This window comes from Elusimicrobiota bacterium (genome assembly GCA_016182905.1).
Taxonomy (GTDB): domain Bacteria; phylum Elusimicrobiota; class Elusimicrobia; order UBA1565; family UBA9628; genus GWA2-66-18.
In genome coordinates this window covers 219,218-231,276 of record JACPFR010000005.1, presented here as the reverse complement: position 1 = coordinate 231,276, position 12,059 = coordinate 219,218, and the positions used below count along the sequence as shown (strand labels likewise).

Annotated in this window: 10 protein-coding genes, 1 pseudogene and 1 riboswitch; of the genes and pseudogenes, 7 read left to right on the top strand and 4 right to left on the bottom strand. The window is 68.7% G+C overall.

Annotated features, from left to right (window positions below):
• The first annotated feature begins 178 nt into the window (after positions 1–178).
• From HYV14_02330 to moaA, 7 genes are all read left to right on the top strand, one after another.
• Positions 179–919: a radical SAM protein gene (locus HYV14_02330; protein ID MBI2384829.1), complete on the top strand. Its 741-nt coding sequence runs from the start codon at positions 179–181 to the stop codon at positions 917–919.
• Positions 920–987: 68 nt separating this feature from the next.
• The gene (locus HYV14_02325) at positions 988–2,058 is read left to right on the top strand and encodes a PAS domain-containing sensor histidine kinase (GenBank protein MBI2384828.1); all 1,071 of its coding nucleotides are present in this window, start codon (positions 988–990) and stop codon (positions 2,056–2,058) included.
• The gene (locus tag HYV14_02320; protein ID MBI2384827.1) at positions 2,055–2,579 is read left to right on the top strand and encodes a hemerythrin domain-containing protein; all 525 of its coding nucleotides are present in this window, start codon (positions 2,055–2,057) and stop codon (positions 2,577–2,579) included. Before HYV14_02325 ends, HYV14_02320 begins: the two co-directional genes overlap by 4 nt.
• Before the next feature lie 82 nt (positions 2,580–2,661).
• Positions 2,662–2,820 (top strand): twin-arginine translocase TatA/TatE family subunit, encoded by a 159-nt coding sequence (locus tag HYV14_02315; GenBank protein MBI2384826.1) that lies wholly within the window; start codon positions 2,662–2,664, stop codon positions 2,818–2,820.
• Positions 2,815–2,955, top strand: a riboswitch (molybdenum cofactor riboswitch). Its footprint overlaps the gene before it by 6 nt.
• Positions 2,943–4,166 (top strand): molybdopterin molybdotransferase MoeA, encoded by a 1,224-nt coding sequence (locus HYV14_02310; protein ID MBI2384825.1) that lies wholly within the window; start codon positions 2,943–2,945, stop codon positions 4,164–4,166. It overlaps the preceding riboswitch by 13 nt.
• A complete protein-coding gene (locus tag HYV14_02305; GenBank protein MBI2384824.1) occupies positions 4,154–4,762 on the top strand; it encodes a molybdenum cofactor guanylyltransferase in 609 nt (202 codons plus the stop codon). Before HYV14_02310 ends, HYV14_02305 begins: the two co-directional genes overlap by 13 nt.
• Positions 4,762–5,748 carry a GTP 3',8-cyclase MoaA gene (gene moaA / locus HYV14_02300; GenBank protein ID MBI2384823.1) on the top strand — a complete coding sequence of 329 codons (987 nt, stop codon included), beginning with the start codon at positions 4,762–4,764 and terminating at the stop codon, positions 5,746–5,748. Before HYV14_02305 ends, moaA begins: the two co-directional genes overlap by 1 nt.
• On the opposite strand, the gene HYV14_02295 is transcribed toward moaA, so the two are convergent.
• The 4 genes and pseudogenes from HYV14_02295 to HYV14_02280 all read right to left on the bottom strand — a co-directional run bounded on the left by HYV14_02295 (position 5,749) and on the right by HYV14_02280 (position 12,002).
• Entirely contained in the window at positions 5,749–6,831 is a 1,083-nt protein-coding gene (locus tag HYV14_02295; GenBank protein ID MBI2384822.1) for a c-type cytochrome, read from the bottom strand.
• Positions 6,828–7,427, bottom strand: a complete 600-nt coding sequence (locus tag HYV14_02290; GenBank protein MBI2384821.1) for a molecular chaperone TorD family protein — start codon at positions 7,425–7,427, stop codon at positions 6,828–6,830. The genes HYV14_02295 and HYV14_02290 overlap by 4 nt, the downstream gene beginning before the upstream one ends.
• 8 nt (positions 7,428–7,435) lie before the next feature.
• Entirely contained in the window at positions 7,436–8,572 is a 1,137-nt protein-coding gene (locus tag HYV14_02285; GenBank protein ID MBI2384820.1) for a dehydrogenase, read from the bottom strand.
• A 26-nt stretch (positions 8,573–8,598) separates the two neighbouring features.
• Positions 8,599–12,002, bottom strand: a pseudogene (locus HYV14_02280) (molybdopterin-dependent oxidoreductase).
• Positions 12,003–12,059 lie beyond the last annotated feature (57 nt).

Here is a 12,059-nt window from a genome sequence, read left to right as displayed (position 1 = left end):
GCGCAAGGCGGCGCGGGCCACGACGCCGCTTCCCGGCGCCGAGCCCGACCCCAAGCGCGTCGTCGAGCTGCGCGGGCGCCTCGAGCGGCTGAAGGCGGCGGGCGTCAAGGGCGACTTCGAGAGCCTGACGCTCTACACGCGGCGCCTGCCCCCCGGCTGCGCGTCCTGCCTGGAGGGCATGGGCAGCAACCTGTACGTGACCGGGCTGTGCACGCGGGACTGCTTCTTCTGCTTCAATCAAAAGCCGCGCAAGGACGAGACCGTCGTCCACGGCATACCGATCGACGACCCCGCGGAGGCGGCCGAGATCATCGCTCGCTACGGCCTGCGCTCGGTCGGCCTCTCGGGCGGAGAGCCGCTGCTGCGCCCCGAGCGCGTGCTGGCTTTGCTCGGCGTGCTCAAGGCGATGCCCGATCCTCCCCGCGTGGACCTGTACACCAACGGCGATCTGGCCACCGACGAGCTCCTCGGGCGCTTGAAGTCCGCCGGCCTCGACGCGATCCGCTTCGACCTGGCCGCCCGGGACTACGACGCCGCGCCGGTCCGCCGCGCGCGGAGATACTTCGATGAGACGGCCGTCGAGATCCCCGTGGTCCCGGAGGACAGGGAGAGGCTCGAGAAGATGGTGCTCGAGCTCGACGAGCTCGGCGTCCCCTTCCTGAACATCCACGAGCTGTTCCTGTGCGCCGAGAACCGCGACCGCGTCGTCGCCGACGGCCAGGTGGCGCTCAAATCGGACGCCGCCCACCTGCTCTGGCGCCCGACGGCGGAGAGCGGCCTCACCGCGCTCGACCTGATGCTGTTCGCGCTGGAGAGGACGAAGACCCTCTCGGTGTATTACTGCTCGTGCGGCACCCAGGAAGCCATCGCCGCGCGCGGCCTCGAGCGCCGGCGCGCGGCCCGCGCCTCCGCGGCATAGGCCGTTTGCGGCGATATCGCCATATCATTGTCGTAACATTGTGGTCGTAGTGGTGCACCGTTTCGTTCATGAGCGCCGACTTTCTGGACTCCCTGCGGCCTCTGTTCGACTGCCTCACGGACGGCTTCTGCATCGCCGACGCTGAGGGGGATCTCCTCTACGCCAACGCCGCCGCCGGCCGCCTGCTCGGCCCGGCCGCGCGGGCCGCCGGCGAAACCTCGATCTGCGCCTTGCTGTGCGCGGGGCTCGAGGGGCGTCACGACGCGGAGGCGGCCTGCCCGCTCAAGGTCCCCCGCGGCGACCAGGACGCCGTGACCTTCGCGGGGAAATACCTCCCGACGGACCGCGACCTGCGCGTGCGCTGCCTGCGCGTGCGCCTGCCCAGCCTCGAGCGCCATTTCGTCATCATCGAGGACGTCACCGCGCTGGCCGAGCGGGGGCGCAAGCAGGAGGAGTGGCGGCAGATGCTCGCGCACGATTTCCGCGCGCCGCTGACCATCATGTACGGCGCGCTGCGCGCCGTCGAGGACCTCGGCGCGGGGCACGTGCTCGACGACGGCGACATCGCTTTGATCCAGGGCGGCGCGCGCAACTCGCGGAGACTCGACGACCTCATCGAATCGTACCTGGAGACGACCAGGCTGGAGGACGGCGCGATGCCCGTCCGGCTGACGGCCGTGGACGCCGACCTCCTCATCGCCGGGATCCTCGACGAGGAGACGGAGACGGCCCGTTCGCTCGGGCTCGCCTTGCGCGCGGGCCCCGCGTCGGGGCTGACCGCGAGGGCCGACCCCGACCTGCTGCGCCGCGCCGTGACCAATCTCATCGGGAACGCGCTGAAGTTCACCCCGGCCGGAGGCCGGATCGAGGCGGGGGCGTCGCGGGACGGCGCCTCCATCCTGATCCGCGTCGCGGACGACGGCCAGGGCATCCCCGCGCGCGAGCTCCCCTTCATCTTCGACCGCTTCTACCAGGGATCCAACCACAGGCGCGGGCACGGGCTCGGCCTGGGGCTCACCTTCTGCCGCGCGGCGCTGCGCGCGATGGGAGGAGACGTCGCCGCCGAATCGGAGGAGGGCAAGGGGAGCGTCTTCACCTTGCGGCTTCCGGAGGCGCCCGCGCCGGAGGTCAAGCCATGAGCGTCTTCGAATCGCTGTCCGGGGAGCACGCGCTGCTGCTCAAGCTCGTCGGGCGGCTGGAGCGCGCCGCCGCCGAGACCAACGACCGCACGGCCGCCCATGAGATGCGCAACATCCTCCTCGTCCTGTTCAAGGCCCTCGAGGCGCATCAGACCCTCGAGCACCTGATCTACGACGAGTCGCCCGAGCTGCCGACGCCGGCCGCGTACCGCGCGCTGGCCCAGGTGCGCAAGCAGCACAAGGCCGTGGCCGAGCTCCGCGAGGAGGCCGCCTCGCTGCTGAGCACGATCACTCCCGAGGGGGGCGCGACCATCCGCGAGCTGTCGGTGGAGCTGGCCGGCATGCTGCGCCGCCTCATCGACGAGGAGGAGCGGAAGGTCTGGCCGACCTTCAACGCCTACGCCGGGCGCTCCACTTTGCACCGCCTCTCGAGGCAGGCGCACGAGCAATACCGGGCGATGGAGCGCGACGTCAACCGCTATTGGGCCGAGGTCGAGACCTACATGACCGGCGACCGCTGAGGCGCCGCGGCCCGATCTGGCCGTATCGTTGCATGAAATCCGGACAAGGCAGTCCGGATATGCCTTGAGCGAGGAACACGCGATGCCCAACATAGGATTCACGGAAATGGCCGTCATACTCGTGATCGCGGTGCTCATATTCGGATCCAAGCGCCTGCCCGAGGCCGCCCGGGGGATCGGACGGTCGCTCAACGCGTTCAAGGAGGGGCTGAAGACGGTCGCCGACGACAAGGACTCTTAGCCGCCGCTCCGAGCCGGACGGTCTAAAGCTCGCGCCGAGCCATGACCCGCCGGCCGCGGGGCGAAGCCGAAAGGCCTCGCCCTCTCGAAGCCCGCCGCCCGGGCTGAATCAAAAAGGAGAACATGATTTCCGCCGACAAGGCCTTACAGTTGATCTTTGACCTCGCCCCCGTCCTGGGCGCGGAAACGATCCCCCTCACCCGGTCCGTGGACCGCGTCCTCGCCTCCGACATCCGCGCCCGGACCGCGCTCCCCCCCTTCGACAACTCGGCGATGGACGGCTTCGCCCTGCGCGCGGCGGACCTCGAGGACGCCGCGCCGCAGAATCCCGTGGAGCTGACCGTGCTCGAGACCGTTCGCGCGGGCGAGACGGCTCGCCTCGAGGTGAAGTCCGGCCAGGCGGCGCGGATCATGACCGGCGCCCCGCTGCCGCGCGGCGCGGACAGCGTCGTGATGGTCGAGGCGACCGAGCCCGGGGCGGACGGCAAGGTCAGGCTGGCGGGCACGACCCGCGCGCGCAGCCACGTGCGCGAGCGCGGCGAGGACGTCGCCGAGGGCAGCGTCATGCTCGAGAAGGGCGCGCTCCTGCGCCCGTACGACGTCGCCTTGCTCGCCGCCCAGGGCATCGCCGAGGTCCCCGTGATCCGCCTCCCCCGCGTCGCGGTCCTCGCGACCGGCGACGAGCTCGTCGATCACCGGGAGGAGCCGGCCGAGGGCCGGATCCGAAACTCCAACGGGCCGGCCCTGCTCGCCGCGCTGGCGCGCTGGGGCGTCGCCGCCTATGATCTCGGCATCGCCCCGGACGAGCCGGACGCGCTGCGCGCGGTCCTCGCCCCCGCCCTGGAGCGCAGCGACGTCCTCCTGGCGACGGGTGGGGTCTCCGTCGGGGACTTCGACTGCACCAAGTCCGTGTTCGCCGAGCTCGGCGTGCGCGAGGTCTTCTGGAAGGTCGCCATCAAGCCCGGCAAGCCCCTGTTCTTCGGCGTCCTCGAGTCCGCGGGCGCGCCGGCCAAGCTCGCCTTCGGCCTCCCCGGAAACCCCATCGCCGCCTTGGTCTGCCTGGAGGAGTTCGTGCGCCCCGCCCTCGAGAAGCTGCAGGGCTACGCGCCGAAGCACCCCAGCTACCATCTCGCGGGCGTCGCTCTCGACGACTATCCCGCGCCCCCGGACCGCCGGCAATACCTGTTCTGCCGCGCCCGTCCCGCGTCCGGCGGCTACGAGCTCGACATCCTGCGCCCGCAAGGCTCGGCGATGATGGGGATGGCGTCGCGGGCCAACGCCGTGGCGGTCGCGCCCGACGGACGCGTCAGGCGCGGCGACGTCCTCGGCTTCCGGTGGCTGAAATGATCGCCGGGATGACCGGCGTCGTCCTGGCGGGAGGCCGCAGCAGCCGCTTCGGCGCGAACAAGGCCCTCGCCGACTGGCGGGGGCGGCCGCTCGTGCAGGCGGTCGCGGATTCCCTGCTGGAGGCCCTCCCCAAGGTCCTGGTCGTCACGAAGAACGCCGCCGAGCTCGCCTTCCTGAAGAACGACAGGGTCTCGGTCGTCGAGGACCTGTGTCCGGACGGGCACCCGATGGGAGGGCTCTTCACCGCGCTGCACGGCTTGGCGACCCCGCACGCCTTCGTCGCCGCCTGCGACATGCCCTTCGTGCGGCCGGAGCTGATCAAGGCGATGTGGCACTCGCGCGCCGACTACGACGCCGTGATCCCCGTGTGGCGCGAGCGGCGCCAGCCGCTGTGCGGCGTCTACTCGCGCGCCTGCGCCGGCCTGATCCGGGCCTCCATCGACGCCGACGCGCTCGGCATCTCCCGCTTGTTCGACACCCTGCGCACGCGCTTCATGCTCGAGGGCGAGGTCAAGGGCGTCGACCCGCAGGGCCTCTCCTTCATGGACATCGACACGCGCGAGGACTACGAGCGGGCCAAGGGGCTGGCGCCGTGATGCGCGACGGCTTCGGCCGGACCATCGACTACCTGCGCCTCTCGGTCACGGACCGCTGCAACCTGCGCTGCGTCTACTGCCTGCCCGAGGCCGCCGCGCGCTTCGCGCCCGGCGCCGACCTGCTCGCCGACGACGAGATCGCGGCGCTCGTCGGAGCCTTCGCCCGCCTCGGCGTCTCCAAGGTCCGCCTGACCGGCGGCGAGCCGCTGGTGCGACCGGGCCTGCCGGCGCCGGTGCGCCGCCTATCCGGCATCCCCGGCATCGAGGACCTGTCGCTGAGCACCAACGGCGTGCTGCTCGCCGGGCTCGCCGGCGAGCTCAAGGCGGCCGGGCTGCGGCGGGTCAACGTCAGCCTCGACACTTTGCGGCCGGACCGGTTCGCACGGATCGCGCGCTTCGGGAGCTTGGACTCCGTCCTCGCGGGCGTGGAGGCCGCGGTGGAGGCCGGGCTGGCTCCGGTCAAGCTCAACGTCGTCGTGGCCAAAGGGATGAACGACGACGAGATCGGCGCGTTCGCGGCGCTGACGGAGGGCAAGCCCGTGCACGTGCGCTTCATCGAGCTGATGCCGATGGGCGAGACCGGCTTCTTCAGCCCGGAACGGCGGGTCCCGCTCGGCGAGATGACGGCCGCGGCCGCCCCCCTGGAGGCCGTCTCCCCCGGGGAGCGCCCCCTCGGGCACGGGCCCGCCCGCTACTTCCGCCGGCCCGGCGCCGCCGGGACCGTCGGCTTCATCAGCGCGCTCAGCTGCGGGTTCTGCGACGCCTGCAACCGCGTGCGCCTGTCCTCGACCGGGACCTTGATCCCCTGCCTCGACGGCGAGGACGGCGTGGACCTGCGCACGCCCCTGCGGGAAGGCGCGGGCCCGGAGCGGCTGGCCGGCCTCATCCGCGACGCCGTCCGCGCCAAGCCGGAGAGCCACGGCATGGGCGCCCGGGCGGCGGCCGCCGAGGCCAACCCCCGCTTCATGTGCTCGATCGGCGGCTGACTACCAGTCCGTCTTCTCTCCCTTGGGCATCAGGCTCATGAGATAGTCGGTGACCGCGTCGACCTCTTCATCGTCCATGAGGGTCTTCCAGGAGTTCATATGAAGCCGGGGAACATCGCCCGCGTCTTTCGGCGTGGCGTTGCGGCCGTTGAGGATGACCCTCTTGATCTCGTCTTCGGTAAAGCCCTCCGCCACGCGATTCAAGGCGGGGATCGGATCCACTTGCGAGCCCGGATTGGGCACGCCGCCCATCGCGTCCGCGCCGTGGCAGGCCCCGCAGCCGTAGCGGTCGTAAACGATCTTTCCCGCGACGAGCGGGTTCTTGGGCTTGGCCGGAGCGGCGCGGTCGAGGAGAAGGTTGTTCCAGACCGCGAAGGACTTGGCCGGACCGCGCTCGGCGGACCCGCCCTCCCATACGGCGAGCGCGAAGGGGACCACGGTCCCGCCGGAAAACGCCGCGCCGCCCGGGACTTTGAGCTTGCGCCGAAGCACCACGGTCCAGGTCCCGTCCTTCCAGTCCCCGGCGCCGTCCACGGCCTGGCTCTCTCGCCGTCCGATCGACCCCCAGCCCTCGGCCACGAGGTCCTCGGGCTTGGCGGGATACTTGATCGTGGTGTGGATGGCGTCCGGACGGTAGTAGTCCGAGTACGCCTTGGGGGCGTGATCGGGCTTGGCCATGGCCGCGCTCCAGCGCCACACGTTGACCGGCTTGCCCTTCTCGCCCATCATCGGCGCGGGCATGGAGCCGGCGACCAGCGGGAACTCGAGCGCGATCCCGTCGACGAACTGGCCCGACAGTTCCAGGTCCTCGCTCTTGCTCGGGTCCGCCCAGCGCAGGCGGAAGAAGATCTCGTCGCCGGCGCGCAGGCTTCGGACCTCGACGTCCGAGACCGCGCCGCCGCCCTGAGGGACGACGAGCTTCTGCGGCGCGACGCCGACCTTGACGGCGGAGGCCTTCTCCCAGGCCGCCGCATACGGATCGAGCTCGAGCATATCGACCTTGCCCGAGACGAGGTTCTGATGCAGCGCCGCGGCGGGAGCCGCCGCCAGGACGAGAACGACGAGAGTGCCGATGAGTTTCACGACTTACCTCCCAGGAGCGAGCGGCACAGCGCCGCGAGCTGCAGATAGAATTCCGGCGCGCCGGCCGCGGTGAGCTTGCGCGTGATGACGCCGACGGATCTAAAGACGAGTTCCCCGCGCATCTTCTCGGACGCCTCGGCGGCGATGTCGCGCTTCGCGCTCCAGCCGTTGAGCTCGGCGTGGACGCGCTTGATCTCGAGATAGGCCAGGAACTCGAGCACCGTCGGCAGGCCGTCGGCGCGCTCCTCGGATTCGACGCCGAAGGCCTTGTAGAAGCCCGCGAGGTCGGCGAGCGTCTTCGCCTGACCGGTGGGGTCCTTCGTCGCGTGGAACGACAGCTCCAGCGGGCAGAGCGGGGCGGGTCCGAACAGCCGGAAGTGCTGGCCCTCCAGCTCCGACGGGGTCGCGGCGTTCAGGGCCTTCTCGAGCTTGATCAGACCGCTCGTGTTCACGGCATGCGACGCGCGAGCCGCCTGGAACAGCGCGTCGAAGCGCGGCCTCCAGGCAGCGTCCGGGTATCCGAATCCGGCCGAAACCAGGCGCAAGGCGATGGCGCGCGGCGGGGCGGGGACTTTTTCCACTGTATCGGTGGCCATAGATCTCCTCAGGTCACGCTCTGCCGGTTGACCGCGTGCCTCTCGTCGCGGAAGGCCCGGAAGACGATGGGCTCCTTGACCGGCACGGTCACCACTTCCTTTCCGTCCTGATAGGCGGTCGCCATCCCCTTCTCGACCTTGAACTTGTCGACCCAGCGGTCGGTGCAGCCGAACAAGGTGAGCAGGCCGACCGTTTTCTCGACGCGGCGCTTGTACTCGTCCACCGCGTCCCCCGCGGCCGGCCCGAACATCTGGGCCAGATAGGTCTTGTCCACGTGGATGGGCGGGATGTAGTACACGTTCGGCGCGGTGCCGAGCTGGGGCAGGAGCGGGACGGCGACCTTCGCGACGTGCACCAGGTAGTCCATGGGGTTGTCGGGATCGGCCTTGTCGGGCGTGTTGATGAACCCGGTCATGCGGATCTTGCCGATGCAGGTCTGCACGCAGCGCGGAGCGATGCCCTTCTCGATGAGCGGATAGCAGGCGATGCATTTCTCCGACTTGCCGGCCTTCGGGTTGAACATCGGCTTCTTGTACGGGCAGGCCTGCACGCACTTCTGATAGCCGCGGCAGCGCTCCTGGTCGATGAGGACGATCCCGTCCTCCTTGCGCTTGTAGATCGCCTGCCGGGGGCAGGCGGCCAGGCAGGCGGGGTTCGAGCAGTGGTTGCAGATGCGCGCCAGATAAAACATCCAGCGGTCGTGCGCGCCCGTCTTGCCTTCGACGCTCATGCTCGTGATGTCGCCGATGGGCGCGTTGACCTCGTCCTCGCCGAGGTTCGGGTGGGACCAGTCTTCCTTGGCGGGCATGTACCCCAGGACTTCCTCGCCCTCGGGCGCGGCCTCGAAGATCGTCTCGCCGACATAGGCGCCCTCGGCGCTCCAGCTCTGGCGCTTGAGCTTCTCGAGGATCTTCACGTCCCAGGCCAGCGGGTAGAAGCCGAAGGGCTTGCTCTCCACGTTGTTCCAGAACATGTGCTCCTCGCCTTCGCCCGACGTCCAGGTCGTCTTGCAGGCGACCGTGCAGGTCTGACAGGCGATGCATTTGTTCGTGTCGAAGACGTAGGCGATCTGCCGTTTCGGCGGCGCCGCCTCGTACTTGTACGCCATCTCGCGCTTGAGCTGCCAGTTCTTGACCTTCGGCATCATATCCCCCTAATCCGCGTCGTGCGTCAGGCCTTCTTCTTCTCGATGAATCCGCCCTTCAGGTAGGTCTCCATGGCTTCCTTCTCGTAGCCCGGGCGGTAGCCCTGCTTGGCCGGCTTCCACAGCGCCACGCCCTCCGTCCCGCCGTCCTCGGCCTTGGAGATCTTGACGAAGGACTCCTTCGGCGCGCCGACGGTGCAGTGGATGTCGGCGGCGAAGCCCTTGCCGATCACCTGGCCGAAGTACTCTTTGCGGGCCATCGAGTCGGTCTGGCAGGTCGGGCGCAGCCAGGCCCGGGTGCCGGACTGGTGGCTGCCGGAGCGGAACATCGCCTGGTAGCCCGTCCGGGGATTGTTCGCCAGCTTGTCGGGATTGGTCTCGTGGCCCTCCACCGAGCCGTAGGTCGCCACGTACATGTGGAACCAGGACCGCGCCACGCCGCGCTGCAGGCCCCAGTAGTACCGGGCGCGCATCTTCGCGCGGTGCACCTTGTAGTCCGCGGGCTTGTCCTTCCAGCCGCGGAAGGGACGGTCCTCGGGATCGGCGTCGATCCAGACGTAGTCTCCGTCCTCGATGCCGAGCTCCTTCGCGTCGACCGGGTTGATGTCCACGTAGCCCTCGCCGACCCAGGGCATGCGCTTGTCGCGGCGGTGCATATCGCCGAAAGGGCCGAACCAGGCCGAGATGATGTCCACGTCCACCGGCGTCGTGTGCGCGCCGTGGCGGAACTTGGGAGTGATGTACGACAGGGTCATCCCGATCTTCTTGCCCGGATGCGCCGTCTTCGTCAGGTCCGCCGGCGAGACGACCACGTTGCGGATCTGCCGGACTTCGCAGGAGAGGTCGTCGCGCTTGATGCCGTAGCCCTCGGGCCCCGTGGGCCGGATGAGGTTCGGCGCCCCGGTGACGATCACGTTGGGCTCGTACGGGGTCGCGTCCACCGGCTCGCGGTGCACGGGCAGGTTCTCGCCGTGCTCGATGAACTCGGGCTCGTCGCGGTACATCTCGATGCGCCCCGACTTCGTGTAGTGGGGCCTGCCCTCCACGCTCTGCTCCCAGCCCATGATCTTGGGGTAGGTGCGGGTCATGATGAGCGCCGGGATGCCCTTCTTGGCGTCGGCGTGCAGCTTCTCGACGTCGTAGCCCTTGGTGGTGCTGGAGTTGTCGAGGATGCGCTGCAGATACACCTCGACCTTGTCCTCATGCACCCACTTCCAGTAGTCGATGAAGCCCTTCTCGCCGGTGATGTCGGCCAACGCCTTGGCCACGCCGGCCAGCACCGCGATGTCGGGCTTGGAGTCGTGCAGGCGCTTGAGCGGCGTCTTGGGGAACATCTGCACGAAAGGGTTGCTGATGGCCGCCGTCATGTCCGGCATCTTGACCTCGGCCCAGGAGTCCACCGGGAAGACGATGTCGGCGTACTCGCAGGAGGCCGTCCACCACCACTCGCTGACGCAGATCGTCTCGATCTTGGGCAAGGTGTTGACCACCCCACCACGTCGTGGTGCCACTTGATGTTGCCCAGGATCGAGTTGCCGTTGGAGAACCACATGAACTTCGTGGGCGTGGGCATGTGCGTCTTGCCCGTGAAGTTCTTATTGCCCACGCGCAAGGGGCGGTCGCCGTAGTTGTAGTAGTGCGCCGACTCGTAGCGGTAGTAGGGCTTGTACACCGCGTGCGCGTGCTCGTCGGTGGCGATGTGGAACGGGTCCTCGGCGATGTAGTACGGCAGGCCGTTGAAGTAGGCGCCGCGGTAGTTTCCCGCGTAGGAGCCGATGTTGCCGCTGTGCGTGCCGATGTTCCGGGTCAAGGAAGCGAGCAGGAAGCCGGTCCGGTCCTTCTGGTCGTTGTTGAAGAAGTGGTTCGGACCCATGCCGTAGACGAGCAAGGTCTTGCCGGAGTTCTTGGCGATCTCGCGGGCCAGCCAGACCACGTTCTCGGGCGCCGTGTGGCAGATGGCGCCGGTCGCCTCGGGGGTGTAGTGCGAGGTCTCCTCTTTGATCATGTCGAAGACCGGGCGTACCTCGACGGTCTTGCCGTCGACGAGCTTGATCTTGAACTTGCCCTCGAGCGCGTAGTTCCCGGCCTTGGCCGCCTCGTCGCGCGTGATGGCGACGGGGGCGTTCTTGCCCGCGTCCCAGGCGACGAAGTCCCCCCACTCCTCGCGCAACTCCTGCGCGACGATCTGGTTGTCCTGAAGGTAGGCCGACGGCGCCTTCTCGCCCTTCTGCAGCATGACCGTGTTCTTGAGCACGGCGTTCTTATAGCCGGGGATGAAGTCGGCCGCCTTGAGGTTCTTCAGCGTGTCCATGCGGACCAGCAAAGGCAGGTCGGTGTGGCCCGTGATGTACTTCTCGTCGTAGAGCTTCTCGCTGATGATCACGTTGACCATGCCCAGGGCGAAGGCCGGATCGGTTCCCGGGCGCGCGAGGATGACCTTGTCGGCCTTGTTCGAGGTGGACTGGTACTCCGGCGCGATCGTGACGATCTTCGTGCCGTGCAGGCGCGCCTCGGTGAGCCAATGGGCGTCGGGCATCTTCGTCGATATCCAGTTCATGCCGATGCAGACGATGAGGCTCGCGTTCTCGGCCGTCACCAGGTCGAAGTCGATGGTCTGATGCCCGCAGGCCATGGTATGCCCCGGAGGCAGGTCGGTGTGCCACGAGTAGCTGTCCCAGATGCGCGCGCCGATCGCGGTGTCGGCATCGGTGCCGCGGATCTTACGGTCGAGCAAAGCCAGCATGTTCGTGAAGCGGTTCATGCCGAAGATGCGCGTAGCGCCCAGCAGGGGCATGCCGCCGCGGAACTTCAACGTCTGCACGCCCGCGCCCTTCATCGCCTCGAGCATGTCCTTGTCGTAGCCCTGCTTGGCGAGGCGGGCCTTGCCCTTGTCGCCGTCGTAGAATCGCGCGGTCTGGTCCAAAGTCGTCGCCGCGTACTTGAACGCCGGCATGCGCCCGTCGGCCTCGCGCGGGAAGCCGGCGTCGGCCCAGGCCTTCCAACCCACGCGCACCGAGGGGTATTTGAGCCGGCGCGGCCCGTACACCTTGCGGATGAGCGCCAGGCCCTTCTGGCAGAGGCGCGGGTCCCAGCGATGCGAAGCCTGGTTGCCGTAAAGGTCCTTGGCCTTGCCGTAGCCGTAGCTCGGGCCGAAGAACATGGCCACGCCGTTCTTGGTGTGCGCCTTGAGCAGGCAGTTGTGCGTGTCGTTGGGCGCGCACAGGAAGCAGAAGGAGCCGTCGGTGGCGACGAGGTCGCGGTAGAGCTTTTCCCACCCCCGGTCGGGATAGCGGTCGAGGGGATTTCCCGCGGTCTCGGTGGGCTTGAGCAAGGCGAACAACGGCTCGGCGGCCAGCAGCATCAGCGCGCCGGCTCCGGAGCGCTTCATGAACTCCCTGCGGCTGACCTGCTTCTTATCGAACTCGCCCATGGCTATCCCCCAACGTTAGATGTCCGTCCGCGCGCGGTGAATTGAACGAAAATAAAG

Excerpts from the sequence above, each read along its gene's own strand:
- HYV14_02325 (MBI2384828.1), top strand. The coding sequence starts at position 988 with ATGAGCGCCGACTTTCTGGACTCCCTGCGGCCTCTGTTCGACTGCCTC.
- moaA (MBI2384823.1), top strand. The coding sequence starts at position 4,762 with ATGCGCGACGGCTTCGGCCGGACCATCGACTACCTGCGCCTCTCGGTC.
- HYV14_02290 (MBI2384821.1), bottom strand. The coding sequence starts at position 7,427 with ATGGCCACCGATACAGTGGAAAAAGTCCCCGCCCCGCCGCGCGCCATC.
- HYV14_02285 (MBI2384820.1), bottom strand. The coding sequence starts at position 8,572 with ATGCCGAAGGTCAAGAACTGGCAGCTCAAGCGCGAGATGGCGTACAAG.
- HYV14_02320 (MBI2384827.1), top strand. The coding sequence starts at position 2,055 with ATGAGCGTCTTCGAATCGCTGTCCGGGGAGCACGCGCTGCTGCTCAAG.
- HYV14_02315 (MBI2384826.1), top strand. The coding sequence starts at position 2,662 with ATGCCCAACATAGGATTCACGGAAATGGCCGTCATACTCGTGATCGCG.
- HYV14_02330 (MBI2384829.1), top strand. The coding sequence starts at position 179 with ATGGGCAGCAACCTGTACGTGACCGGGCTGTGCACGCGGGACTGCTTC.
- HYV14_02310 (MBI2384825.1), top strand. The coding sequence starts at position 2,943 with ATGATTTCCGCCGACAAGGCCTTACAGTTGATCTTTGACCTCGCCCCC.